Source organism: Microbacterium insulae (assembly GCF_042677065.1).
GTDB classification, from domain to species: domain Bacteria; phylum Actinomycetota; class Actinomycetes; order Actinomycetales; family Microbacteriaceae; genus Microbacterium; species Microbacterium insulae.
This window is the reverse complement of the sequence record NZ_JBHTII010000002.1, coordinates 144,494-169,924: the sequence shown is the minus strand read 5'-3', so window position 1 is coordinate 169,924 and position 25,431 is coordinate 144,494. Positions and strand designations below refer to the sequence as shown.

Sequence of the window (25,431 nt, the reverse complement as noted above, 5' to 3'; positions counted from 1 at the left end):
TCACGCATGTCGAGACCCTGGAGGTGCCGCAATGAACGGTGTGTCGCGCATGCGCCGATGGCTGACCATTCTTCTCACCGCCGGAATGCTGATGATCGCGACGGGGGGTGCCGCGGTCGCCGCCCCGACGAGCGCGCCGACATCCGGACCCGCGGTGTCCGCGCTCGCCGACGACGAAGGCCCGCACTTCCTGTCGGGCGTCGTTCTCGACGTCTCCGGCAGCGTCGTCGGCGATGTCTACGCGTCCGGTCAGAGCATCACCATCAGCGGCGACGTGGTGGGGGACGTGATCGCCGCCGCCCAGACGATCACCATCACGGGCACAGTGGACGGTGATGTGCGGCTGTTCGCCCAGGACGTGACGATCAGCGGCGAGGTGTCACGAAGCGCGTCGGTCGCCGCGGCGAACCTGACGGTGGCCGAGACGGGTTCCCTGGGCGACGATGTCGTGGCAGCCGCCGGCACCATCGACCTCGCCGGCGACGTCGGGCGCGATGTCGTGGCGAGCGTCGGTCGCCTCACGATCGAGGGCACGGTCGGTGGCGATGTGACGTACGTCAGCGACAAGGAGGCGAGCATCGGCGCGACCGCCGTCGACGGCACCGTCGAGCGCGTCGAGCCCCCGCAGACGCCCCGGATGGAGGTGTCACCGTGGGCGATCTTCCTCGGCTGGTTCCTCGGCGCCGTCTACGGCTTCGTCGCGCTGAGCCTGATCATGCTGCTCGCCGCGCTCCTCGTCCCGCGCTGGCTCGATCGTGTCACCGACCGGCTCATGCCGTCGCCGTGGAAGGCGCTCCTCGTCGGATTCGTGGCATCCATCGCCGTTCCCTTCGCACTGCTGCTGACGGCGCTCACGATCATCGGGGCGCCGCTCGCCCTGGCCGGCGCGCTCGTGTGGACGGTCATGGTGCTCGCCACGTTCGTGTTCAGCGCCTACTACCTCGGACGCCTCCTGCTGCGCGACCGGCACCATCCCGTTCTGACGGGGCTGCTCGGGGGCGCGATCCTGATCGTGGCCCTGCAGATCCCCTGGCTCAACGTCGTGGTCTGGCTGGCCATGGTGTTCTTCGGCCTCGGCGCCCAGCTGCTGGCGATTCACCACCAGCGCCCCTGGCATCGTGAGGGCGCGCCGATCCGCGAGCCGTCCGAGCGATCGTCGGAGCCGGTCACGCCGATGGCGCCTCCTCCGTCGGACACGCCTCCGCACCTGTGACGGCGCGCTCCGTCGATACGAGACGGCCGACCGAGCGCGGCGCGACGCGTCCGCGCACCAGCTGGTCGGCGTAGGCTTGTGAGAATGAACGGACGTGTGGAGCCCTCGGGCGTCAGGAGGCCGTCGACGCGCTCCGCGTCGATCGGCCAGCGAGCCTGAGGCTCATCCCCGATCCGCCCGTCGGAGCGCCCCCCGCGCTCCGGGCGATGCCGCCTCTCTGATACGGCACCCACCCTCCGGTTCATCTCGGCGCGCCCTCGGCACGCCCCCACGCGGAAGGCACGCACGTGCGTCCCCTCACTGACGCCCAGATACGGGCATCCCTCATCAACGCCTCGCGAAGCGAGCGCAAGAATCTCACCCTGCCCGCAGGTTTCGACGACCTCGACTGGAGTCGACTCGACTACTTCGGCTTCCGTGACCCGAAGCTGGCTCGGGTCGCGTACGTCGTGGTCGAGCTCGACGGCGAACCGGTCGGGATGCTCCTCCGTCGGACCGAATCGCGGCCTCGCACGCGCCCGCAATGCTCGTGGTGCAACGACATCCATCTGCCGAACGAGGTCGTCATGTACTCCACCAAGCGCGCCGGCGAAGCGGGCAGGCGGGGCGACACCATCGGCATCCTCGTGTGCGAGGACTTCGAGTGCTCGCAGAACGTCCGCAAGCTGCCGCCTTCGGCATACCTGGGCTTCGACCGCGAAGCCGCACGCGATCGCCGCATCGAGTCCCTGCGCGCCAGCGCCGAGGGGTTCGCGCGCGAGGTGCGCAGCTCGATGTGAGAACGACCTGCTTCGCTCACGGACTCGACAGGACTATCGGCCCTGTGCAGGCGCGAGGCGCGCGCGAGAGTGAACCTCGAGGGTTCGCCCCCGACCCCGAGGAGGCGTGATGCAAGAGAAGATCATCGTCGGCGTCACGGATGCGGCCGCGTCTCGTCGTGCCGTGAGTTGGGCCGCCCACCGAGCGGCCCAGCGCGGCGACCAGCTCGAGCTGATATCGATCGTCGGCGGCGCACTCGGTGTCGTCGGGGAAGGCGACGTGATCGATGACGCGATGGCGATGACTCACGAGATGCTGGATCGCGACGCGGAGCAGGTGCGGGTTCGCGGGGTACAGGTCGAGACACGGGTCGAACGCGGCAAGCCTGTCGAGCGGCTGATCATCGCTTCGCAGGACGCGGCCCTGCTGGCGATAGGCAGCGACTACCGCGGGCCGGAGTCCGGACCGGCCCGCGGCCCCCACGGCATTCGCATCGCCGCCGGCGCGCACTGCCCGGTCGCGGTGGTCCCGGACCTGGACCTGACGGATCGGACCGGGGTGATCGTCGGAGTGGACGGCTCGGAGACATCCGAACGCGCGATCGCATTCGCCGCCGCCGAGGCCGACAGATCCGGGGAGCCGCTCACCGCTGTGAGCACATGGTCACCGGTCGCTCTGCCGCTATCCGTGCGGTCCTACCCGGATGACTACCTGCAGAACATGCAGCAGCTGACCGAGGAATCGCTCGCGATATCGGTCGCGGGGATCTCGCAGATGTATCCCGATCTGCACCTTCGTCGGGTGGTCGAGAGCAGCGCCGATCCGGCTGCGGTGATCAACCGTCTGGCCGCCCAAGCTCGGTTGACGGTGATCGGCTCTCACGGATACGGGCGGATCGCCCGATTCCTCCTCGGCTCGACCAGCCAGCAGGTCCTCGCCCGAGTCGCGACCACCACGGTCGTCGTGCGCTGAGGGGTGCCCTCATCCTCGGGCGTCCGCTCCGCAGTCTTGCCCGGCGCGAGAAGCCGGCCTCGAGCGCTACGGAGACTCGTTCGCGAGCCCAAACCCGCGGAGCTATACAATTCGGTGGACCTGAGGGGACTCGAACCCCTGACCCCCTGCATGCCATGCAGGTGCGCTACCAGCTGCGCCACAGGCCCTGATTCGCCGCCCCTGACGGGGCAACCAGACAAGCTTACAACACGTCCGACGGTGCTTCGAACCGGCGGGTCACTCCGCCGGAGCCGCCGCGGGAAGCTCGACGGGCACCACCGGGCAGTCCTTCCAGAGCCGCTCGAGACCGTAGTAGACGCGCTCCTGCTCGTGGAACACGTGCACCACGAGATCACCGAAGTCCAGGAGCACCCAGCGGGCCTCCTGGCGGCCTTCGCGCCGGAGACGCTTGTGTCCGGCCTCGATCAGCCTGTCCTCGACCTCGTCGGCGATCGCGGCGACGTTGCGCTCGCTGCGGCCCGTGACCAGCAGGAAGATGTCGACGAGAGGCAGCGGCTCCGACACGTCGAGCGCGACGAGGTCCTCGCCGCCCTTGGCGTCGGCGGCGACGGCGGCGATCTGCAGCATCTCCCGCGCCTGAGCGGTTGCCGCCATCACAGGGCTCCGACCACGATCGCAACGAGGAGGCCGACCAGAACGAGACCGAGCGCGCCTGCCATGATCGCGAGGGCCAGAACGAGCTTGCTGCCCTTCTCCGGCGCCGGGGGCTTGATGACGTCACCGGCGGATTTGACGGTGCTGATCGCGGCGCTCGCGGCGATCGGCGTCGGGGACGAGTGCGCGGGGAGTTCGCCGTCGATCAGGGTGGCGTCGACCTCCTTGCCGTCCGCCGTACCGAGCGCGTGGCCGGTGGAGCCGAGCCCTTCGGGGAGATTGAGCGTGCCGGTGATCAGGACCTCACCCGTCGCGCTCAGCGCGCCCGAGATCGGCGCGACCTCGGGCGCCTGCGAGAGGATGAGCGCGTTGGGCACCGACACGGCGCCCGTCGACCGCGCGAGCAGCTGATCGAATGACGGCGGCAGGTCGGCCTGCTCCGGCTCTCCCGCGAGAAGACCGGCACCGAGCATGGGGTTCACGACCCGCTCCTTCGGCTTCTCGTCGGACTCGTCGTCGCGCGCGTCCGGAGCGTCGGTCGGCCACACGGACTCGGTCACGTCTGCGTTGGCCTCATCCGTCGCCTCCGCTGCATCGGGCGCACCCTGGGAGAAGGGGGCGTCCACCACGGGCGCGTCGACCACGGGCGCGTCGACCGCTCGCGGGGCAGTCGTGACGGGTGTCGACGACGTGGCGAGGCCGAAGAGGTCGTGCATGACCCCGGTGGTCGGAGCCTCCTCGCGCGCTTCGGCCGGTGCCTGCGCGGGCGGCGTGGTCATCGACGCCGTGTGCGCCGCGGCGACTTCGGGGGTGATGACGGGAACCGAGGCCGTGCGGATGCGCTCCTGCTGGCGCGCCTGCCTGCGGGTGAGGGGCGAAGCACCCAGATCGACGGCGGAGTCGGGACCCGGTGCGGGCGGCACGGCGACCGGCTCCGCGGGGCGCGGCAACGGCGCGACGGCGACCGCCGTCGGGACGGACTCGTGCGCCGTGGCCGCAGCGGGGGCGGACGCGATCGGCGCGGAAGAGTCGTCGACCTCTCCGACGCCGGCCGCGGCATCCGCCATCTCTTCAGGGGTGATCACGGGGGTGGATCCGGTGTTGCGGATCTCACGCATCTGCTTACGTGTCAGCGGTGGGTTCGCCGGCTGCTCGGGTGTAGTCATTCCTTGCTCCGGTAGAGATGATGCTTCGCAATGTATTGGACGACCCCGTCGGGGACGAGGTACCACACCGGGTGTCCTTGACGTACCCGGTCACGGCAGTCCGTGGACGAGATGGCGAGAGCGGGGATCTCGAGCTGACTCACGTCCTCACTGGGCAGCCCGTCGGTGCTGAGCACATGCCCGGGGCGGGAGACCGCGACGAAGTGCGCGAGATCCCACAACTCATCATGGTCCCTCCAACTGAGAATTTGCGCTATGGCGTCCGCGCCCGTGATGAAGTAGAGCTCCGCTCCGGGACGCTGCGCCTTGAGATCGCGCAGCGTGTCGATCGTGTACGTCGGTCCGGACCGGTCGATGTCGACGCGGCTGACGGTGAAGCGCGGATTGGATGCCGTGGCGATCACGGTCATCAGGTAGCGATGCTCGCTCGGCGATACTTCCGTCTTCTGCCACGGCTCACCGGTCGGGACGAAGACGACCTCGTCGAGGTCGAACCACTGGGCGACTTCGCTCGCGGCGACGAGGTGTCCGTGATGGATGGGATCGAACGTCCCACCCATGACCCCGATCCTCGGGGCTCCCGTCACCGACATGCAGTGCGGCCTAGTGGCCGTGCCCCGCTCGGTGGACGTCGTCGGCGTGTGCCGCGGCGTAGGCCTCGGCCTTGTGCGCGTGGCGGTTGGCGACGTTGCGGTAGGAGAGGGTGACGAGCGCCAGGACTGCGAAGACCGCAACCGCGATGATGCCGTAGCCGACGGTCTCGAGGGCGACGTTTCCGTGGTGTTCGGACTCTTCGGCGGCGAGGGCGACGATCGTGGCGATGGTCATTCGTGCTCCAATTCGGGTTCGCCGGTGGGCGTGGTGTGGTTCAGTTTAGGCGCTCAGCCCCGGACTTGTCCGACGCCCCGCGCGAGCCACTTCGTGCTGGTGAGCTCGGGCAGGCCCATCGGGCCCCGGGCGTGGAGCTTCTGGGTCGAGATCCCCACTTCGGCGCCGAAGCCGAATTCCCCGCCGTCCGTGAAGCGCGTGGAGGCATTCGCCATCACCACCGCGGAGTCGACCTCAGCGAGGAACCGCTCCGCATTGGCCTCGTCGCGCGTGATGATCGATTCCGTGTGGTGCGTCGAATAGCGGCGGATGTGATCGAGCGCCTCGTCGAGATCATCGACCACTCGCACCGAGATGTCGAGGCTGAGGTGCTCTGTCGCCCAGTCCTCCTCGGTCGCGGGGACGATTCCGTCGGCAAGACCGGCCACGACGTCATCACCGTGGACCGTGACGCCCTGGGCCTGCAGCGCCTCGACGACCGGCGGTATCAGGCGGGAGGCGGCGTCCGAGAGCACCAGCACGGTCTCGACCGAGTTGCACACGCTCGGACGCTGCACCTTCGCGTTCACGACGATGTCGCGCGCCCACTCGAGCGGGGCGGACTCGTCCAGCACGATGTGGACGACACCGGCACCGGTCTCGATGACCGGGACCGAGGACTCGGTGACCACGGTCTCGATGAGCTGGGCACTGCCTCGAGGCACGAGCACATCGATCAGCCCGCGCGCCTGCATGAGCTCGCGGGCCCCGTCGCGCCCGAAGTCGTCCACGGTCTGGATCGCCTCGGGGTCGATGCCCTGGTCGGCCAGCGCACCGCGCATCGCACGGATGAGGGCGGCGTTCGTGCGCTCCGCTGCCGATCCGCCGCGGAGCACCACGGCGTTGCCCGAACGCAGCGCCAGCGCCGCGATGTCGACGGTGACGTTCGGCCGGGCCTCGTAGATCGAGCCGACCACTCCGAACGGGACCGAGACCTTCGTCAGCGAGATGCCGTTCGGGAGCGTCCGCTCGTCGAGGATCCGTCCGACAGGGTCGGGAAGCGCGGCGATGTCGCGGACGGCCGTTGCCAGCGCGGAGATCCGCGGCACGTCGAGACGCAGGCGGTCCTGCAGGGCGGTCGACAGACCGGTGGCGCGTCCGCGCTCGAGGTCCTCGCCGTTGGCGGCCGAGATCTCGTCGGCCGCACGCTCGATCGCGTCCGCGATGGCGTGGAGGGCTTCCGTCTTGCGGGCGTCGTCGAGGAGGCCGACGGTGCGCGAGGCTTCCTTGGCGAGCAGCATCCGCTCGCGGGCGGTCGTGGCCGTGGTGGTCATCGTGCCAGTTTATCGACGAGCGGTCCGCACCGGCCCGGTCGCGGCGGGCGCCGCGGGCTCGGGATTCGGCTGGAACCACGTGCCGATGTCGGCTCCCGTGAGGGCCTGCCCGACGAGATCCGCGCTGGTGACGAGCACCCCGATTCCGGATGCCGCGGCCAGTCGCGCGGCCGACACCTTCGTCGCGGCGCCCCCGGTGCCGACGCTGTTGACGACGACCGAGCCGAATTCGAACCCGTGCAGATCGTCGCCGTACGCCACGCGCTTGATGGGCGTCGCTCCGGGCTCGCCCGGTGGGCGGGTGTAGAGGCACTCGATGTCGCTCAGCAGGACGAGCGCGTCGGCGCCGACCAGCTGCGCGACGAGGGCGGCGAGCCGGTCGTTGTCACCGAAGCGGATCTCGTGCGTCGCGACGGTGTCGTTCTCGTTCACGATCGGGAGGATGCGCAGGCCGAGCAGCCGCTCCATCGCGCGACGGGCGTTCGACCGGTGCGTCGGGTTCTCCAGGTCTCCCGCGGTGAGCAGCACCTGTCCGGCCACGATGCCGTACTCGCGCAGCGCCGCCTGGTAGCGGTAGATCAGCACGTTCTGACCCACGGCCGCAGCCGCCTGCTGCGTCGCGAGATCGCTCGGGCGCTCGTCGAGTTGCAGGAACGGCATGCCGGTCGCGATCGCGCCCGAGGAGACCAGCACGACCTCGGTCCCGCGCCCGTGCGCCTCGGCGAGAGCATCGACGATCGGCCCGATCTTCTCGGCGTTCTCGCCGCTGATCGACGACGACCCGACCTTCACGACCACTCGTCGCGCCGTGGCGATACCCTGGCGCGCCGAAAAGGTCATTCGTCGTCTCCGTCGCCGTCCACGTCGGCGCGCGTGGCCAGCCGCTCCGCCTCGAGCTGGGCGCGCGCCTCGGCCTTGGCATCCATCATGTCGTGGTACTTCTCGCGTCGCTCCGACGTCGTGCGGCGCGAGCTCTGGAGGAGGCGCGGATCCGTGCCGCGCGGCGCGGTGGCCAGTTCGGCGACGGAGGTGAGGGACGGATCCCAGTCGAAGACGACGCCGTCGCCCTCCCCGATGACGACCGTCGCGCCGGGCGTCGCCCCCGCGCGGAAGAGCTCGTCCTCGACGCCCAGCTTCTCGAGACGATCGGCGAGGTAGCCGACGGCCTCCTCGTTCTGGAAGTCGGTCTGCTGCACCCAGCGCACCGGCTTCTCGCCGAGGATGCGGTAGATGTTCCCGTAGGTGCCGCCCTCCACGCGGACCCAGAAGGCGCGTTCCGATCCCTTCGGGCGGATCACGATGCGCTCGGGCACAGGCGCGGCGGCTTGCTCGGCGCGGTGGCGGGCCACGATGTCTCCGAGCGCGTAGGTGAGCGGGCGCAGGCCCTCGTGGCTCACGGTCGAGATCTCGAACACGCGGAATCCGCGCTCCTCGAGCTCGGGCCGGACCATGTCGGCCAGGTCCTTGGCCTCGGGGACGTCCACCTTGTTGAGCGCGACGAGCTGCGGGCGCTCCAGGAGCGGCACCTGCCCTTCGGGCACCGGATAGGCGCCGAGCTCGGCGAGGATGACGTCGAGGTCGGTGAGGGGGTCGCGGCCCGGGTCGAGGGTGGCGCAGTCCAGCACGTGGACCAGTGCTGTGCAGCGCTCGACATGACGCAGGAACTCCAGCCCCAGACCCTTGCCCTCGCTCGCGCCCTCGATGAGACCGGGCACATCGGCGACCGTGAACCGCGTGTCACCCGCCTGCACGACGCCGAGGTTGGGGTGAAGGGTCGTGAACGGGTAGTCGGCGATCTTGGGGCGAGCCGCGGAGACCGCCGCAATGAGGCTGGACTTTCCTGCGGAAGGGAACCCGACCAGCGCCACGTCGGCGACGGTCTTGAGCTCGAGAAGGACATCGCCCTCCCAGCCGGGCGTTCCCAGGAGCGCGAAGCCGGGAGCCTTGCGCTTGGGGTTGGCCAGGGCCGCGTTGCCGAGCCCGCCGAGACCACCGGGCGCGACGACGAACCGCATGCCGGGATCGATCATGTCGACGAGGGTCTCCCCCGACGGATCCTTGACGACGGTGCCGACCGGGACGGGCAGTTCGAGCGAGTCGCCCGCAGCCCCCGATCGGTTGTCGCCCATACCGAAGCCGCCGTTGCCGGCGGCTCGATGGGGCGAGTGGTGGTACGAGAGCAGCGTCGTGACCTGCGGGTCGGCGATCAGCACGATGTCTCCGCCGTGGCCGCCGTTCCCTCCGTCTGGCCCCGCGAGCGGCTTGAATTTCTCGCGGCGCACGGACACGCAGCCGTTGCCGCCCTTGCCGGCGCGCAGGTGCAGCGTCACACGATCGACGAACGTGACCATGCGATCCCCTTCCGAAGATGCCTGGGTGTCTCCCCAGGGTAAAAGGGAAGGGGCGAGCCGAAGCCCGCCCCTTCCTCACGTTGTGCGCAGCGCCGCGATTACTCCGCGGCGGCCACGATGTTGACGACCTTGCGGCCGCCCTTCTGACCGAACTCGACCGAGCCCGCGGCCAGCGCGAACAGCGTGTCGTCGCCACCGCGGCCGACGTTGGCGCCGGGGTGGAAGTGCGTGCCGCGCTGGCGGACGATGATCTCGCCGGCGCTCACGACCTGACCGCCGAATCGCTTCACGCCCAGTCGCTGAGCGTTGGAGTCACGACCGTTGCGGGTGGAGCTTGCGCCCTTTTTGTGTGCCATCTCTGCGTCTCTTCCTGGACTTACTTGATTCCGGTGACCTTGACGCGCGTGAGGTCCTGACGGTGGCCCTGGCGCTTCTTGTAGCCGGTCTTGTTCTTGAACTTCTGGATCACGATCTTGGGGCCGCGCTCCTCGCCGAGGACCTCGGCGGTGACGGTCACCTTGGCAAGCTTGTCGGCGTCGGTCGTGACAGCGTCGCCGTCGACGAGCAGGACGGCGGGCAGCTCGATCTTGTCGCCGATCTTCGCGGCCTGGCGGTCGAGAACGACGATCGTGCCGACCTCGACCTTCTCCTGCCGGCCACCGGCGCGCACAACTGCGTAAACCACTTCACACCTGTTTCTACTGGATTGGAGCGCACGGCTCCGGTTGCTTTTGCGAGACTCTGCTCTTGCGAGAAGAGGAAGTCGTGGTGCGGAAGGACGGCCCGAGCCGGTTGCCGGGGCCCGTCGACCGTCGCCGTGAACCTGCGACGCGTGACGCACCAAAGGACAACTTTACCGGATGCCGTCACATACGGCAAAAGCGCCGCGGGCCGTCGCGGGGCCGGGCGTTTGTAGGATCACGGAATGGCGATCCTGATCGACGACCCGCGCTGGCCGGCGCACGGCCGGCTGTGGGCACACCTGGTCAGCGATGCCGATCTCGACGAGCTCCACGCCTTCGCCGCGGCGAACGGCATCCCCCGACGAGGGTTCGATCGTGACCACTACGACGTCCCGGATCACGCCCATGCCCGGCTCATCGCCGCCGGCGCGCAGCATGTCGACGGCCATGAACTCGTTCGCAGGCTCATCGCCTCCGGCCTGCGCGTGACCGCGAAGGAGCGCAGGGCCGGCCGCTGAATGCTTCCGTCAGTCGTCTACCGGAGTGTGTGCGACCGGGGTGCCGGTGAGGGCCGCCGTCGTGACGCGACGCCGTGAGCGACCCTGACCCGGAGCTTTGGGCTCAGGGAGTGCGCTGAGCACCGAGTCGAGGAGGAGGTCCTTCTCGGTCTTGGGGCCCTTGCCGCGCTCCTTGGCTTCGGGGCGCTTCTTGCGCGCCTTCTTCGGCCGCTCGACAGGGGGCTCCACGACCTCTGCCGGCTCTTCGGCGGGAACCTCGTCGTGGTGATGGATCGTGGACGCCGCGATCTGCGCGAGGGCGGACTTGACGCCCTCGGTGATCACGTGCGTGCCGTTGGACCCGCCGGTAGTCGGCTGGGCGGCACCGCCGCGCTGGCGGCGTCCCGACGAGCTGGAGGACGACTGCGCCCCCCGGTGCTTCACGACCGGGTCATGGTGGACGATGACGCCACGACCCGCGCACACCTCGCACGGCTCGCTGAACGTCTCGAGCAGTCCGAGGCCGAGCTTCTTGCGGGTCATCTGCACCAGCCCGAGCGAGGTGACCTCCGCGACCTGGTGCTTCGTGCGATCACGGCTGAGGCACTCGACGAGCCGCCGCAGGACAAGGTCGCGGTTGGACTCGAGCACCATGTCGATGAAGTCGACGACGATGATGCCGCCGATGTCGCGCAGCCGCAGCTGACGCACGATCTCCTCCGCGGCCTCGAGGTTGTTCTTGGTGACGGTCTCCTCGAGGTTCCCGCCCGAGCCGACGAACTTGCCGGTGTTGACGTCGACGACCGTCATCGCCTCGGTGCGGTCGATGACCAGCGATCCGCCCGACGGCAGCCAGACCTTGCGGTCCAGGGCCTTCTCGATCTGCTCGGTCACGCGGAACCGGTCGAACGGGTCGCCCTCGTCGTCGTACGCCTCGATCCGCTCGAGCAGGTCGGGCGCCACGCTCTCGACGTACTTGGTGATGGTGTGGTGCGCGTCCTCACCCTGGATGAGCATCTTCGAGAAGTCCTCGTTGAACACGTCGCGCACGATCTTGACAAGGAGGTCGGGCTCGGAGTGAAGGAGCGCGGGGGCCCCGATCGACTGCACCTGCTTGCTGATGTGCTCCCACTGGGTGGTCAGTCGCTGGACGTCGCGCGTGAGCTGCTCCTCGGTCGCCCCCTCGGCGGCCGTGCGCACGATCACGCCCGACGACTCCGGAAGCACCTCCTTGAGGATCTTCTTCAGGCGGGCGCGCTCGGTGTCGGGGAGCTTGCGGGAGATGCCGTTCATCGCTCCGCCGGGAACGTAGACGAGGTAGCGTCCGGGCAGCGAGATCTGGCTCGTCAGTCGCGCGCCCTTGTGGCCGACCGGGTCCTTCGTGACCTGGACGAGCACCTTGTCACCCGACTTGAGGGCGAGTTCGATGCGACGCGGCTGATTGCCGGTCTCGACGGCATCCCAGTCGACCTCGCCGGAGTAGAGCACCGCGTTGCGGCCGCGGCCGATGTCGACGAACGCCGCCTCCATGCTGGGGAGCACGTTCTGCACGCGGCCCAGGTAGACGTTGCCGATCAGCGAGGCGTCCTGGTTGCGGGCGACGTAGTGCTCGACGAGGACGTTGTCCTCGAGCACCGCGATCTGGATGCGGCCGTTCTTCGAGCGCACGATCATGACGCGGTCGACGGCCTCGCGACGTGCGAGGAACTCGGCTTCGGTCACGACGGCCCGGCGGCGGCCCGCCTCGCGGCCGTCGCGGCGGCGCTGCTTCTTGGCTTCGAGACGCGTAGAGCCCTTGATGCGCTGCGGCTCGGTGATGAGCTCGACCGCGCGCTGGCGGGGCTGGGACTGGTCGGCAGGACCGGATGCCTCATCCCGGGCCTCTCCCCCGCGACGACGGTTTCGGCGACGGGCGGACCCCTGCGGCTGCTGCTCCTGCTCGCGGTCCTCATCGGGGAGAGACGGAAGCGGGGCGATCTCCGGGGCGTAGAAGTGGAGCTGCGTCGAGACCGCCGAGACGAAGGTCTCGGGGAGGAGCCCGAGCGACACGGCGGTGACGGGTCCGTCGGGCTCGGGATCCGGAGTCGGCTCGGGCTCCGGAGCCGCTTCAGGCTCCGCAGCGGGCTCAGGCTCCGCAGCGGGCTCAGGCTCAGGCTCCGCAGCGGGCTCAGGCTCCGCAGCGGGCTCAGGCTCAGGCTCCGTAGCGGGCTCAGGCTCAGGCTCCGGCTCGGGCTCCACCGCGGGCTCCGCGGCATCCACGTCGTCTGTGGCGGGCGCCGGAGCACCCTCCTCGTAGACCTCGACCGACTCGATCACGGCTTCTGTCTCCGCTGCCGCGGCGTCGTCGCCGGGCGTCAGCGGGGCATCCGATCCGGTCTGCGGGGTGAACTCTTCATCTGTGCCATCGGCCATCACTGGCTTACTCCTTGCGGGTCGGCACCGCGCGCCGCCCGGCGAAATCTCTTGCGGTGCCGCACCTGCGGTGCCGCGAACTCACTCGGTCTGCAGCGGATCCCGGCTCATGCGGCGGGAGGTGTCGCTGCCACGGGCATTCGTCGCCCTGAAGTCTTCTGGTGATGCGCGTCGCGGCGCGGCCGCTGCTCATCGGGGACCATTATCGCACTTTCCCCCGCCGATTGCTCGTCGGCGGCGCGCCGGTGGTTTCCTCCGGCGCTGTGCGCGGCATCCACCCAGTCGGCGGTGCCATAATCCGGAGCATGCCAGAGCGACCCTCGCATCCTCATCCCCGGATCATGGCCGTGTGGCTCATCATCGCCGGCGCGATCGGATGGTGGGCGGCGTTCTCGCTCACCCTGGAGCGCTTCCACCTCCTTGCCGACCCCGATGCCGGCGCGTCGTGCGACTTCAGCCTGCTGGTGCAGTGCTCGGCGAACCTGACCTCCTGGCAGGGAAGCGTCTTCGGCTTCCCCAACCCGATCCTGGGGCTCACCGGCTGGGTGGCCCCGATCGTCGTCGGGGCGGCGATCCTTGCGGGCGCGCGGTTCGCCCGCTGGTTCTGGTGGCTCTTCTGGCTCGGTATGCTGTTCGCCTTCGGCTTCGTGATCTGGCTGATCTCGCAGAGCATCTTCGTGCTGGGCACGCTGTGCCCGTGGTGCATGGTGACGTGGGTCGTGACGATTCCGACGTTCTACGTCGTCACGCTGCATCTGCTGCGGAGCGGCGTGGCCCCGGTCGGACCCCGCGTGCGCCGCGTGGCCGCCGACCTGATGGGCTGGGTGCCCCTCCTGGCGGTCCTCAGCTACGCCGTGGTGGCCGTGATCGCCCAGGTTCGCCTGGACGTGCTCGACAACCTCTTCTGACCCCTCGCGCGGTGGAGAGGGCGCGCGCGTCGGGAAAGGCCGCTGTGCGACGGTCGTTCGCGCCCTCTCGGCAAGGCGTCAGAACCAGATCGCGAGCTCGCGGGCCGCGGACTCGGCGCTGTCCGATCCGTGGACCAGGTTCTGCTGCACCTTGAGGCCCCAGTCCCGCCCGAAGTCGCCGCGGATCGTTCCCGGCGCTGCCGTCGTGGGGTCGGTGGTGCCCGCGAGCGAGCGGAAGCCCTCGATCACCCGGTTGCCCGCCAGGCGGATCGCCACGGACGGCCCCGACATCATGAACTCCAGCAGCGGCTCGTAGAACGGCTTGCCCTCGTGCTCGGCATAGTGCCGCTCCAGGAGGTCACGGTCGGGCTCGACGAGCCGGATGTCGACGAGCGAGTACCCCTTCGCCTCGATGCGGGCCAGGATCGCGCCGGTCAGTCCGCGCGCGACACCGTCGGGCTTGACGAGTACGAGCGTCTCTTCGGTGGCCATGGGGAGTCTCCGTTCGTCAGGCATCTTCAGGGGGGTTGGCCGCGAGCTGCGCGTTGCGCCGGTCGAGCGCGGCTCCCTTGATCGTCGCATACGCGTACATGCCGCCGAAAATGAGCGCCACGATCGCCAGCGCGGGCACGAGGAACGCGCCGAGCGCCACGACGACCTGCAGCACCCACCCGAGCGCGATCCCCCACGAGTAGCGGAGGAACCGTGTCGTGACGATCATCAGCGCGGCCACGACGGCCCCGGCGACGATCCCCCACCATGGGGCGATCGGCTCCGGAAGCGCCCGCAGCCCGTAGACGACGAGGCCGCCCAGGAACGCGATGATCGACTCGAACGCGAGCACGATCGACCCGAGCGATTCCGCCGCCCCGCGCGGTCGCCGGCGCGGCGGCGGAGCCTCCTGCGTCGTCATGCCGTCCACCCGCTCTTCCAGTCTTCGGCGTTCGCCAGGGCGAGGGCCTCACCGGCGAGGACGACCGACCCGGCGATCACGACCGCGCGTCGATCGGCTGCCGCAGCCCACGCGCGCGCGGCCTCTGCGGCCTGCGCGAGGTCGCCGTGGACGGTCACGGGGAGTCCGCGGCCCTCGGCGAGATCGGCCAGTCGCTCGGCATCCTCGGCGCGATCCGATGCCGGTGAGGTCGCGAACACGTGCGTCGCGACGGGAGCGAACCCCTCGACGATGCCCCCGGCGTCCTTGTCGGCGAGCACGCCGACCACGACTCCCCACTCATCGAAGTCGAACGACTCGCGGAGTGCCGTGGCCAGCGCGCGCGCACCGTGCGGATTGTGGGCGGCGTCGACGAGCACGGTCGGTGCGATCCCCACGAGCTGCAGGCGTCCGGGCGCCGTCGCCTCGCCGAGGCCTTCGGCGAGAACGTCCGCCGCGACGGGCTGCTCACCGCCGCCGATGAGCGCCTCCACCGCCGCGATCGCGAGGGCGGCGTTGAACCCCTGATGGCCGCCGTAGAGCGGCAGGTACTCCTCCTCATAGGTGCCGGCCAGCCCGCGGACGGTGACCTGCTGTCCGCCGACGGCGAGCCGCTGCTCCACGAGGGCGAAGCCGTCGCCCTCGAACGCGATCGTGGCGCCGCGCGCCGCGGCGGCGTCGCGCAGGACGGCCTCGGCCGAGGCATCCTGTCGCGCCGACACGACGGCCGCGCCGTCCTTGATGATCCCGGCCTTGACCGAGGCGATCTCGGCGATGGTCGATCCGAGGCGATCGGCGTGATCGATGTCGATGGGGGTGAACACCGCCACGTCGCCGTCGGCGGTGTTCGTCGAGTCCCACGAGCCGCCCATGCCCACCTCGAGCACGAGGACGTCGATCGGCGCGTCCGCGAACGCGACGAAGGCGAGCACGGTCAGCAGTTCGAAGAACGTGAGGGGGGCATCGCCCGCGGCCTCCAGTTCCGCGTCGACCAGGCCGACGAACGGCTCGATCTCGTCCCACGCGTCCGCCACCGCGGCGTCGGCGATCGGCTCGCCGTCGACCATGATCCGCTCGGTGAATCGCTCGAGATGCGGACTGGTGAACAGGCCCGTGCGCAGCCCGTGCGCGCGCACGAGGCTCTCGATGAGCCGGCTCGTCGAGGTCTTCCCGTTGGTGCCCGTCACGTGCACGACGCGGTAGGTCTTCTGGGGATCGTCCAGGAGCTCGAGCACGCGGCGTGTGCGCTCGACGCGCGGCTGCACCCACCGCTCCCCCTGCCGTTCGAGGAGCGCGGCGTAGACGGCGTCGGCGCGCGCGGTGTCGCGATCGGTCACTGGGATGCCTCCACCTTCGTCACGGCGACCCGGAAAGCTCCGCGGTTGGCGAAGTCGCGCGCCGCATGCTCGCGCACGAAATCTCCGGGGTGGGCGACCGCGCCGGCGAGCACGGCACCGCCGGCGAGCAGCGGCCGGCCGTCGGGACCCGCGAGCGAGTAGTCCAGGGCGAGGGTCTCACCCGCGACATCCGCCGCCGCGAACGCACTCGCCACGGCTGCGGCGTCGTCGGCGTCGTCGAATGCCAGACGCAGATCGATGCGGTCACTCACCTCGAACCCGGCCGCCTTGCGGGTGTCCTGCACCGCGCGGATGACGTCGCGCGCGAGGCCCTCCGCCTCGAGCTCCGGAGTCGTCGCGGTGTCCAGCAGGACGAACCCGCCGTCCGTGAGGAGCGCGATCGCCGTGCCCTCGTCGACGCCTCCCGCCTCGAGGGTGAGCTCGTACTCGCCTTCCTGCAGCGCGATGCCGTCGACGACGACGGAGCCGTCGATCTCCTCCCACACGCCCGCCTTCGCCCCGGCGATGACGTGCTGCACCTGCTTGCCCAGGCGCGGACCGGCGGCTCGGGCGTTGACGCTCAGGCGGCTGCTGATGCCGTACCGCTCGGCCACGCCCGCGTCGAGCTCGACCAGCTGGACCGACTTGACGTTGAGCTCGTCGCGCAGGATCCCCTCGAACTGGGCGAGGGACGCGGCATCCTTCATCACCACCGTGAGGGTCGCCAGCGGAAGGCGCACGCGCTTCCCCTCGCGCTTGCGCAGGGCGTTGGCGACACTGGAGACCTGACGGACGGCATCCATCGCGGAGCGGATGTCGTCCGCGGCGGCGAACACCGATGCATCCGGCCAGTCCTGCAGGTGAACGCTGCGACCGCCGGTGAGGCCCTGCCACACGCGCTCCGAGATGAGCGGGATCAGCGGTGCTGCGACGCGCGTGAGGGTCTCCAGCACCGTGTAGAGCGTGTCGAAGGCTTCACGGCTCTGCGGGTCGTCGGTCACTCCGAGCCAGAACCGGTCGCGCGAGCGACGGATGTACCAGTTCGTGAGCGCCTCGCCGAAGTCGCGCAGCTTGGCGGCCGCGGACGTCGAGTCGAGCCCCTCCAGGTCGGCCGCGACATCCCGCACCAGGTCGCCCGTGAGGGCGAGGATGTAGCGGTCGAGCACGTCGGTGGAGTCGGTGCGCCAGGATGCCTCGTACCCCGCCCCATCGGGGCCCCCCGCCGCGTTGGCGTAGGTCGCGAAGAAGTACCAGGCGTTCCACAGCGGGAGCAGGAACTCACGCACCCCCGCACGGATGCCCTCCTCGGTCACGACGAGGTTTCCGCCGCGCAGCACCGAGCTCGCCATGAGGAACCACCGCATCGCGTCCGAGCCGTCGCGGTCGAAGACCTCGCTGACGTCGGGGTAGTTGCGCAGCGACTTCGACATCTTCTGCCCGTCGTTGCCGAGGACGATGCCGTGGCACGAGACGCCGGTGAAGGCCGGCCGGTCGAAGAGTGCGGTCGACAGCACGTGCATGACGTAGAACCAGCCGCGCGTCTGGCCGATGTACTCCACGATGAAGTCCGCGGGCGCGTGCTCGTCGAACCACTGCTGGTTCTCGAACGGGTAGTGCACCTGCGCGTAGGGCATCGACCCGGAGTCGAACCACACGTCGAAGACGTCCTCGATGCGGCGCATCGTACTCCGGCCCGTGGGATCGTCGGGATTGGGGCGCGTCAGCTCGTCGATGAACGGGCGATGCAGGTCCACCTCGCCGTCGGTGTTCACCGGCAGGCGGCCGAAGTCGCGTTCGAGTTCTTCGAGCGAGCCGTACACGTCGATCCGCGGGTGCTCGGGGTCATCGCTCTTCCACACCGGGATCGGAGAGCCCCAGTACCGGTTGCGGCTCACCGACCAGTCGCGGGCCCCCTCGAGCCACTTGCCGAACTGCCCGTGCTTGACGTTCTCGGGCACCCACGTGATCTGCTCGTTGTTCTCGAGCAGGCGGTCCTTGATGTCGGTCACGCGGACGAACCAGCTCGATACTGCGCGGTAGATCAGCGGATTGCGGCACCGCCAGCAGTGCGGATAGGAGTGCTCGTAGCTCGCCAGGCGCAGCAGCCTGCCGGACTGGCGGAGCAGCCGCACGAGCGGCGTGTTCGCATCCATCCATAGCTCTCCGGCGACGTCGGTCACCTGCGGCAGGAACCGGCCGCCGTCGTCGAGGCTCATGATCAGCGGGATGCCGGCCGCCTCGGTGACCCGCTGGTCGTCCTCACCGTAGGCGGGCGCCTGGTGCACGATGCCGGTGCCGTCGCCCGTCGTGACGTAGTCGTCCACGAGGATGCGCCAGGCGTCGCCCGTCCCCCACGTCTCGGCGTCGGCGTAGTAGTCGAAGAGCCGGTCGTAGGCGACGTCCTGGAGCTCGGAGCCCACGACGGTCTGCACGACGGCGTCACGGGCGGCGTCGGCCGACTCGTAGCCGAGATCCTTGGCGTACCCGGACAGCAGCTCCTCGGCGAGGAGATACCGGTGCGCGTAGGCCTCGGCCGGCTCGTCGGCGTGGCCGTCCGGCGCGTGGTGCACGTCGGCTGCGCCCGCGGGACCGCCCGGGACGACGACGTAGCGGATGTCGGGTCCCACGGCGAGCGCGAGGTTCGTCGGGAGGGTCCAGGGGGTGGTCGTCCAGGCCAGGGCGCGCACCCCGGTGAGGCCCAGGGCTTCGGCCTTGGCGCCGACGAGCGGGAAGGTCACCGTGACCGACGGGTCCTGGCGCATCTTGTAGACATCGTCGTCCATGCGCAGCTCGTGGCTGGACAGCGGCGTCTCGTCGCGCCAGCAGTACGGGAGCACCCGGTGGCCCTCGTACGCGAGTCCCTTGTCGTGGAGGGTCTTGAAGGCCCACAGGACGGACTCCATGTACGAGGGGTCCAGCGTCTTGTACCCGCGCTCGAAGTCGACCCAGCGGGCCTGGCGGGTGACGTAGTCCTCCCACTCGCGGGTGTAGGCGAGCACCGACTCGCGGGCCTTGGCGTTGAAGGCCGCCACCCCCATCTGCTCGATCTCGGCCTTCTCGGTGATCCCGAGCTGCTTCATCGCCTCGAGCTCCGCGGGCAGGCCGTGGGTGTCCCAGCCGAAGACGCGGTCGACCTTCTTGCCGCGCATGGTCTGGAACCGCGGGAAGAGATCCTTGGCGTAGCCGGTGAGGAGGTGGCCGTAGTGCGGCAGGCCGTTCGCGAAAGGAGGACCGTCGTAGAAGACCCACTCCTCCGCGCCCTCGCGCTGGGCGATCGAGGCACGGAAGGTGTCGTCGGACTCCCAGAACGCGAGCGTCTCGCGCTCGATCTCCGGGAACCGCGGGCTCGGCACGACGGCGTCGGCGGCGGGTCCGATGTCTCGATTCGCGGCTTCGCCGCTGCTCGACAACCGACTCGGTCTTGGGTAGCTCATGTCACTCCAGCAGGTTGCGAATGCTTCCTGCGAGGACGACTCTCCCGAGCCGCGGTACCACCCCGCGTGGCGCCCGACTCCACGGACGCCCTCTCTCACTGCGGCTGTGACGGGCCTGCCCCGCTCGGTTCTACTGACCCGCGAGGGCGTTCTTCCGAGAGCTCCCCGGTGATGGCCGGATCGATGCTGCTGCGCCCAGTCTACGCGGGCGGAGCGGTGGGCGCACGCGGCGGAACGGTACGGGACGCCGCGATGAGCTCCTGCGTGAACGGATGCTGCGCCCCGGCGAACACGGCGGCGGTGCTTCCTCGTTCGACCACGGCGCCGTCCTTCATCACGACGACCTCGTCGGAGACCGCCGCCACGACATCGAGGTCGTGCGACACGAACACCAGCGTGAGGTCGCGTTCGTGCTGGAGCCGGGCGAGGAGCTCGAGGATCCGCTCCCGCACGAGGGGATCGAGCGCCGACACCGGCTCGTCGAGCACGAGGACCTCGGGTGCGGCGGCCAGCGCGCGCGCGATCACGGTCCGCTGTCGCTGTCCGCCGGACAGTTCCGCGGGTCGGCGGCGAGCAAGCGACGGATCGAGTTCCACCTCGGCGAGCAGCGCCCGCACGCCTTCGGCGCGCCGGGATCGCGGTACTCCGCCCGCTTCGAGCGCCTCGGCGAGCGACCGGCCGATGCGCCAGCGCGGATCGAGCGCGCCGAGCGGATTCTGGTGCACGAGCTGGATGCGCCGCTGCCCGGCGGGCGTCGGCGGCCGTCCGTCCAGCAGCACCTCCCCGGCATCCGGACGCTCCACGCCGACGATCATGCGGGCGAGCGTGGTCTTGCCCGAACCCGACTCCCCCACCACGCCCAGCGTCCGCCCCCGCGGCACCGCGAACGACACATCGCGAACGGCGGGAACGTCGAACGACTTCGACAGATTCCGCACCTCCAGCCGTGACGGGGCGGCGTCGGCGGAGGGGCGCGGGGCGTGCACGGCCGCCGCGACGAGGCTCCGCGTGTACGGATGCGTCGGCTCGGCGAACACGTCTGCCGTCGCTCCGGTCTCGACCACCCGTCCGTCGCGCATCACCAGCACGCGGTCGGCGACGCCCCGCACCGCCGCGAAGTCGTGGCTGATGAAGACGACGGCCACGCCGCGGTCCGCGATGGACCGCAGCAGGGCGAGGATCTTCGCCTGGACGGTGGCATCGAGCGCCGTGGTCGCCTCGTCCGCGACGAGGATCGCAGGCTCTGCAGCGAGCGCCGACGCGATGAGAGCGCGCTGGCGGAGCCCGCCGGACAGTTCGTGAGGGTACTGGCGCACCCGGCGCGATGGTTCGGGCATCGCGACCTGGGCGAGCAGAGCTTCGACCCGCGCGCGGCGCGCGGCGCGCGGCATCCGACCGTGGATCACGAGCGGCTCGGCCACCTCGGCCCCCACCCGGCGCAACGGGTCGAGCGACACGAGGGCGTCCTGGGAGACGAGCGCGATCCGCGACCCGCGGAGGCGGCGCCACGCGCGCTCGCCGAGCTCGCGCGCATCGACGCCCGCGATGTCGAGCGCCCGGGCCTCGACGCGCGCGGCACGGGGGGCGAGACCGAGGAGCGCCCGGGCCGTGAGCGACTTGCCCGCGCCGGACTCGCCGATGATCGCGACGCACTCACCGGGAGCGACTTGCAGATCGAGCCCGTCCACGGCACGAGCGTCGCCGAAGGACACCGTGAGCCCCGTCACCGAGAGGCCGCTCATCGACCCGCCCCCTCGGCGCGCGCCCGCAGGGTGCGCCCCACGATCGTCGCGGCCATGACCGTCACCGTGATGGCGGCGCCGGGGAACGCCGACACCCACCAGGCCTGGCCGATGACGTTGCGCCCTCCGGCGAGCATGAGGCCCCATTCCGGGCTGGGCTCGGTCGGCCCGAGTCCGAGAAAGCTCAGGCCTGCCGCGGCGAGGATGCTCGAGCCGATCCCGATCGTCGCGAGCACGCTGACCGCACCGACCACGCCGGGAAGGACGTGGCGGCCGAAGGCCCGAGCGGCGGGAACCCCCAGGATCCGCGCCGCCTCCACGTGCTCGGCGAGGCGCAGCGTGCGGGTCTGCACGCGTGCGAGCCGGATGTAGATCGGGACCGCGGCGATGGTCACGGCGATCGCGACGTTGACGGGGCCCGGCCCGAGCACGGCCACGACGACGAGGGCCACGAGGAACTCGGGGAACGCGAGGAGGACGTCGGTGACCCGCATCGCCGCGGCGTCGATCGCACGAGGGGCGACGCCCGACAGCGCGCCGAACATCAGGCCGAGCGCGAACGCCGTCGCCGTTGCGAGCACGCCGATCCCGACGGACCTCGCCGCGCCGTAGACGACCCGCGAGTACACGTCGCGCCCGCTCTGATCCGTGCCGAAGAAGTGCTCGGGACTCGGCGGCAGCAGGGCGGAGCGCACGTCGGTCTGGAGGGGGTCGGCGGTGGCGAACAGCTGCGGGGCGAGCGCGACCGCCGCGATGAGGGCGAGCACCACGAGCGCGACGGCCAGGGCGATGCGGCGCGGAACACTCATGCCGCAACCCTCTGCCGAGCCGCAGCCGTGTCGACGGCGGTGGTGCCGGCCCCCCGTCGCAACCGGGGGTCGATGAGTGGGTACACGGCCTCCACGACGAGGCTCACCACGGCGAAGACGACGGCGCTGAGCAGGATGACGCCGGTGATGACGGGCAGGTCGCGGTCGGTGATCGCGGTGAGGGTGACGCGCCCGAGGCCGGGGCGGGCGAAGACCGTCTCCACCAGCACCGCACCGCCGAGCAGCGAGCCCACGAGGTAGGCGGCGAGGGTCAGCGCACCGGCCGAGCCGTGCCGCAGGGTGTGGTGCAGGGTCAGCCGGGACGTCGTCGCGCCGCGGGCGCGCACCGTGGTCGCGAACGGCTGGGCCTCGGCGGACTCGATGCCGTCGCGCAGCACCTGCCCGAGCAGGGCGGCGACCGGGAGTGCGAGGGTCACCGCCGGGAGCACGATCGTGGACGGATTGCGGGACCCCGCGACGGGGAACCAGCCGAGACCGAAGGCGAAGACGCTCAGCAGCAGGAGGCCGATCCAGAAGACGGGAGTGGAGAGGACCACGAGTTCCACCGCGGACGCGATCGCGCGTGATGTCCGCCCCGCGGCGAGCATCGCCACCGCGAAGGCCAGCACCACCGCGATCGCGAGCGCGAGCGCGGACAGCTGGAGTGTGGCGCCCAGCTGACGGCCGATGACCTCGGTGACCGGCATCCGGAGCTGATACGACTCGCCGAGATCTCCGCGCAGCAGCTGGCCGAGGTAGGCGAAGTACTGCTCGAACGGCGGACGGTCCAGGCCGAGCTCTGTGCGGATCGCGGCCTTGACCTCGTCGCTCACCTGCGCCTGCGGGCCGAGCATGACCTCGACCGGGTCGCCGGGGATGACGCGGAATGCGAGGAACGCCAGAGTCGCCGCCCCCCACAGGACGACGAGGACGGATGCCGCGATGCCGGCGATGCGGAGGGCGACCCGCCGTGCTCCTGCCCGCGATGCCGTCATCGCCCGTCGAGTCCGCCCTCCCGGTGCCCGGTCAGCCGACGCTGACGTCGTAGAACAGCGGACGCCCGTAGAGATCGTAGGCGAGGCCGGACACGGCCTCGGAGACCGCGGTGATCAAGGACGGGCTGTACAGCGGGACGATCGCCACGTGGTCCGCGTTCCACTGCTGCACCTGACCGTAGATCTCGGCCCGCTCGTCGGCGTCGGCCGTCGCGACGCCGCGCTCGAGCAGTTCGTCGAGGGCGGGGTCACTCACCTGGGACGCGTTCTGGAACCCGTCGGTGTGGAGGTGGCTGCGCAGGAGGTCGGGGTCGACGCCCGAGAAGCCCCAGTCGGTGAGGTCGAACGTCTTGGGTCCGTACTGCTCGTTGTACGCGCCCGGCTCGAGGACCTCGCGCACGAGCTCGAACCCGACGGCCTTGAGGTCGGACTGGATCGCGTTGGCGAGAGCCGCGCGGTCGTCGGGGACGGGCGTCCAGGCGATCCAGCGTGCGGAGAGACGCTGTCCGTCCTTGACGCGGTAGCCCTCGGCGTCGCGCTCGGTCCAGCCCGCCTCGTCGAGGAGCTCGTCCGCCACGGCCGGGTCGAACGACCACGTGTCCTCGAGCGACGCGTCGTACGTCGGCGTGGTCGACCCCAGGATCGACCACGCGCGCGGGAACTGCCCGAAGAAGATCTCCTCCACCGCGGTGTCGATGTCGATCGCGCGCGAGAAGGCCTCGCGCACGCGCTCGTCGGCGAACACGCCGTACTGCTCGTTCAGGTAGAGCGAGTACGGCAGGCCCGGATACTCCTCGGAGTCGACCGTGAGGGGCGCCCCGAGATCGGCCGCGAGGTTCGGCGGCAGCTGGCTGGCGAGGTCTGCCTCACCGCTCTCGACCACCCCGACGCGCACGGAGGCCTCGGGCAGGATCTCGACGCGCAGCGTCTCGAACTCCGCCGCATCCGTGTCGTGCGGGCCCCACGCGTAGTCCTCGTTGCGGGTGTACACGATCTCCTGGTCCGGCGTGTACTCGGTGAGCTCGAACGGGCCGGTCCCGACGGTGATGCCGGGACCGCCGGCCTTCAGCTGATCGGCGGAGGACTCCAGGACCGCGGGCGAGTAGAACCCGAGGAGGGCGGTGCTGGCGGCCTGGAGGAACGGTGAGTACGGCTGGGTGAACGACACGCGCACGGTGTGCTCGTCGACGACCTCGGTACCCGCGTAGAACTCGCCGCCGAGCATGCTGGCCGCCTGCGCGGACGCGGTCTCGGGGTCGGCGATGCGGTCGAAGTTCGCCTTGACCGCCGCCGCGTCGAACGGCTCGCCGTCGTGGAAGGTGACGTCGTCACGGAGGGTGAACACGTACGAGGCGCCGTCGTCCTCGATCTCCCAGTCCTCGGCGAGCCACGGCGTGAACGATCCGTCGGGCTCCTGGAACACAAGGGAGTCGAGCGCCGCGCGCTGCACCATCGCGGAAACGTCGAGCTGACTCGTCTGAGGGTCCATGTGGCCCGCAGACAGGTTGGCCCCCTCGATCGCCCACACGACCTCGCCGCCCGACTCCGCCTGCTGCGGGCCGCCGCCCGCGCACGAGGAGAGGATCAGCGCTCCCGCGAGCGGGATCGAGACGAGGGCGGCGATGCGGCGCCGAGCGGAGAAGGGCATGACGGACCTCAGGGGTTCAGATGGGGGACGGTTGTCTACCGTACCGGTTTTGTGGACCCAGTCGATCAACGCGTCCGGACCCGTGCGCATTCCCGCTGCGATGACGCCCGAGTACGGTCGGACGCATGCGCCGACGCCCCGAACTCCCCCTCGCCCCGCGCCTCGACGCACCGGAGCTGCCGGCCGTGCTCTCGGACGGCACGCGACTCGGGCGTCACGGCGAGCACTTCCGGGAGCGTGTCGCGGGGCTCACGGGAGAAGTGGATGCCGCGCACGCGGCCATCACCGAGACCGCGGTGGCGGCGGCATCCGTCGACCGCCTCGACCTCACGGGAGCGACGCTCGTGGACGTCGAGATCACGGAGCTGCGGGCGACGACCGTGAACGCGCGCGAGGCGCGCCTGCGACGGGTGCGCCTCACGGGAGGGCGACTCGGCACACTCGACCTCGGGAGCGCGGACGTCTCCGAGCTCGAGCTGCGAGGCGTGCGCATCGACTACCTGTCCCTCGGCGGCGCGAAGGCCGAGGACGCGCTCTTCGCCGGCTGCACGATCGTCACGCTCGACCTCCCCCGGGCAACGCTGTCACGGGTGCGGTTCGAGGACTGCCGCGTCGACGAGGTCGATCCACGCGGGATGCGCGCCGACAGCCTCGACCTCCGCGGACTTGAGGTGCTCTCGTTCACGGACGTGTCGTCGCTGCGCGGCGCGACGCTGTCCGGGTGGCAGGTCGAGCAGCTCGCGCCGGCCCTCGCTGCGGCGGCCGGCATCGACGTGCGCGACTGACGGCGCACTCCC

General features: G+C 70.4%; 24 protein-coding genes and 1 tRNA gene. 6 read left to right on the top strand and 19 right to left on the bottom strand.

What is annotated here, in order from left to right; all coding sequences use genetic code 11:
• Positions 1-31 precede the first annotated feature (31 nt).
• The 3 genes from ACFQ0P_RS13360 (at position 32) to ACFQ0P_RS13350 (ending at position 2,944) form a co-directional block, all read left to right on the top strand.
• Positions 32-1,213 carry a hypothetical protein gene (locus ACFQ0P_RS13360; RefSeq protein WP_204979153.1) on the top strand — a complete coding sequence of 394 codons (1,182 nt, stop codon included), beginning with the start codon at positions 32-34 and terminating at the stop codon, positions 1,211-1,213.
• Positions 1,214-1,500: 287 nt separating this feature from the next.
• A complete protein-coding gene (locus tag ACFQ0P_RS13355) occupies positions 1,501-1,992 on the top strand; it encodes an FBP domain-containing protein (protein ID WP_204979152.1) in 492 nt (163 codons plus the stop codon).
• A 109-nt stretch (positions 1,993-2,101) separates the two neighbouring features.
• On the top strand, positions 2,102-2,944 hold the full coding sequence (locus tag ACFQ0P_RS13350) for a universal stress protein (protein ID WP_204979151.1): 843 nt from the start codon (positions 2,102-2,104) through the stop codon (positions 2,942-2,944).
• Positions 2,945-3,059: 115 nt separating this feature from the next.
• On the opposite strand, the gene ACFQ0P_RS13345 is transcribed toward ACFQ0P_RS13350, so the two are convergent.
• The 10 genes from ACFQ0P_RS13345 to rplU all read right to left on the bottom strand — a co-directional run bounded on the left by ACFQ0P_RS13345 (position 3,060) and on the right by rplU (position 9,923).
• Positions 3,060-3,132, bottom strand: a tRNA-Ala gene (locus ACFQ0P_RS13345).
• A 70-nt stretch (positions 3,133-3,202) separates the two neighbouring features.
• Entirely contained in the window at positions 3,203-3,580 is a 378-nt protein-coding gene (gene rsfS, locus ACFQ0P_RS13340; protein WP_204979150.1) for a ribosome silencing factor, read from the bottom strand.
• Positions 3,580-4,746, bottom strand: coding sequence for a hypothetical protein (locus ACFQ0P_RS13335; RefSeq protein WP_204979149.1), 1,167 nt, complete (start codon positions 4,744-4,746; stop codon positions 3,580-3,582). Before ACFQ0P_RS13335 ends, rsfS begins: the two co-directional genes overlap by 1 nt.
• The gene (gene nadD / locus ACFQ0P_RS13330; RefSeq protein ID WP_204979148.1) at positions 4,743-5,339 is read right to left on the bottom strand and encodes a nicotinate-nucleotide adenylyltransferase; all 597 of its coding nucleotides are present in this window, start codon (positions 5,337-5,339) and stop codon (positions 4,743-4,745) included. The genes ACFQ0P_RS13335 and nadD overlap by 4 nt, the downstream gene beginning before the upstream one ends.
• Positions 5,340-5,349: 10 nt before the next feature.
• On the bottom strand, positions 5,350-5,574 hold the full coding sequence (locus ACFQ0P_RS13325; protein ID WP_204979147.1) for a hypothetical protein: 225 nt from the start codon (positions 5,572-5,574) through the stop codon (positions 5,350-5,352).
• A 53-nt stretch (positions 5,575-5,627) separates the two neighbouring features.
• Positions 5,628-6,887 (bottom strand): glutamate-5-semialdehyde dehydrogenase, encoded by a 1,260-nt coding sequence (locus tag ACFQ0P_RS13320; protein WP_204979146.1) that lies wholly within the window; start codon positions 6,885-6,887, stop codon positions 5,628-5,630.
• Between the two features lie 9 nt (positions 6,888-6,896).
• Entirely contained in the window at positions 6,897-7,727 is an 831-nt protein-coding gene (gene proB / locus ACFQ0P_RS13315; protein WP_204979145.1) for a glutamate 5-kinase, read from the bottom strand.
• The gene (gene obgE, locus ACFQ0P_RS13310) at positions 7,724-9,238 is read right to left on the bottom strand and encodes a GTPase ObgE (protein WP_204979144.1); all 1,515 of its coding nucleotides are present in this window, start codon (positions 9,236-9,238) and stop codon (positions 7,724-7,726) included. The genes proB and obgE overlap by 4 nt, the downstream gene beginning before the upstream one ends.
• Before the next feature lie 98 nt (positions 9,239-9,336).
• Positions 9,337-9,594: a 50S ribosomal protein L27 gene (rpmA, locus tag ACFQ0P_RS13305; protein WP_204979143.1), complete on the bottom strand. Its 258-nt coding sequence runs from the start codon at positions 9,592-9,594 to the stop codon at positions 9,337-9,339.
• Between the two features lie 20 nt (positions 9,595-9,614).
• On the bottom strand, positions 9,615-9,923 hold the full coding sequence (gene rplU / locus ACFQ0P_RS13300; RefSeq protein WP_168914039.1) for a 50S ribosomal protein L21: 309 nt from the start codon (positions 9,921-9,923) through the stop codon (positions 9,615-9,617).
• A gap of 240 nt (positions 9,924-10,163) precedes the next feature.
• Between rplU and ACFQ0P_RS13295 the strand changes: the two genes are divergently transcribed.
• Positions 10,164-10,439: a DUF4031 domain-containing protein gene (locus tag ACFQ0P_RS13295; RefSeq protein ID WP_204979142.1), complete on the top strand. Its 276-nt coding sequence runs from the start codon at positions 10,164-10,166 to the stop codon at positions 10,437-10,439.
• A 9-nt stretch (positions 10,440-10,448) separates the two neighbouring features.
• Here the strand turns inward: ACFQ0P_RS13295 and ACFQ0P_RS13290 are convergent, their stop codons facing one another.
• Positions 10,449-12,830 carry an Rne/Rng family ribonuclease gene (locus ACFQ0P_RS13290; RefSeq protein WP_204979141.1) on the bottom strand — a complete coding sequence of 794 codons (2,382 nt, stop codon included), beginning with the start codon at positions 12,828-12,830 and terminating at the stop codon, positions 10,449-10,451.
• A gap of 305 nt (positions 12,831-13,135) precedes the next feature.
• Between ACFQ0P_RS13290 and ACFQ0P_RS13285 the strand changes: the two genes are divergently transcribed.
• Entirely contained in the window at positions 13,136-13,738 is a 603-nt protein-coding gene (locus tag ACFQ0P_RS13285) for a vitamin K epoxide reductase family protein (RefSeq protein ID WP_204979140.1), read from the top strand.
• A gap of 78 nt (positions 13,739-13,816) precedes the next feature.
• On the opposite strand, the gene ndk is transcribed toward ACFQ0P_RS13285, so the two are convergent.
• From ndk to ACFQ0P_RS13245, 8 genes are all read right to left on the bottom strand, one after another.
• The gene (gene ndk / locus ACFQ0P_RS13280) at positions 13,817-14,230 is read right to left on the bottom strand and encodes a nucleoside-diphosphate kinase (protein WP_204979139.1); all 414 of its coding nucleotides are present in this window, start codon (positions 14,228-14,230) and stop codon (positions 13,817-13,819) included.
• 16 nt (positions 14,231-14,246) lie between these two features.
• Positions 14,247-14,651 (bottom strand): DUF4233 domain-containing protein, encoded by a 405-nt coding sequence (locus ACFQ0P_RS13275; protein WP_204979138.1) that lies wholly within the window; start codon positions 14,649-14,651, stop codon positions 14,247-14,249.
• Positions 14,648-16,006: a bifunctional folylpolyglutamate synthase/dihydrofolate synthase gene (locus ACFQ0P_RS13270; protein ID WP_204979137.1), complete on the bottom strand. Its 1,359-nt coding sequence runs from the start codon at positions 16,004-16,006 to the stop codon at positions 14,648-14,650. The genes ACFQ0P_RS13275 and ACFQ0P_RS13270 overlap by 4 nt, the downstream gene beginning before the upstream one ends.
• The gene (gene ileS / locus ACFQ0P_RS13265) at positions 16,003-19,440 is read right to left on the bottom strand and encodes an isoleucine--tRNA ligase (protein WP_204979136.1); all 3,438 of its coding nucleotides are present in this window, start codon (positions 19,438-19,440) and stop codon (positions 16,003-16,005) included. Before ileS ends, ACFQ0P_RS13270 begins: the two co-directional genes overlap by 4 nt.
• 200 nt (positions 19,441-19,640) lie before the next feature.
• Positions 19,641-21,182 (bottom strand): dipeptide ABC transporter ATP-binding protein, encoded by a 1,542-nt coding sequence (locus ACFQ0P_RS13260; protein ID WP_204979135.1) that lies wholly within the window; start codon positions 21,180-21,182, stop codon positions 19,641-19,643.
• Complete coding sequence (locus ACFQ0P_RS13255) at positions 21,179-21,991, bottom strand: ABC transporter permease (protein WP_204979134.1); 813 nt, start codon at positions 21,989-21,991, stop codon at positions 21,179-21,181. Before ACFQ0P_RS13255 ends, ACFQ0P_RS13260 begins: the two co-directional genes overlap by 4 nt.
• Positions 21,988-22,986, bottom strand: coding sequence for an ABC transporter permease (locus ACFQ0P_RS13250; RefSeq protein ID WP_204979133.1), 999 nt, complete (start codon positions 22,984-22,986; stop codon positions 21,988-21,990). The genes ACFQ0P_RS13255 and ACFQ0P_RS13250 overlap by 4 nt, the downstream gene beginning before the upstream one ends.
• 31 nt (positions 22,987-23,017) lie before the next feature.
• On the bottom strand, positions 23,018-24,634 hold the full coding sequence (locus tag ACFQ0P_RS13245) for an ABC transporter substrate-binding protein (RefSeq protein WP_204979132.1): 1,617 nt from the start codon (positions 24,632-24,634) through the stop codon (positions 23,018-23,020).
• 125 nt (positions 24,635-24,759) lie between these two features.
• Here ACFQ0P_RS13245 and ACFQ0P_RS13240 point away from each other — a divergent pair, with 125 nt between their 5' ends.
• Positions 24,760-25,419, top strand: a complete 660-nt coding sequence (locus ACFQ0P_RS13240; RefSeq protein WP_204979131.1) for a pentapeptide repeat-containing protein — start codon at positions 24,760-24,762, stop codon at positions 25,417-25,419.
• Positions 25,420-25,431 lie beyond the last annotated feature (12 nt).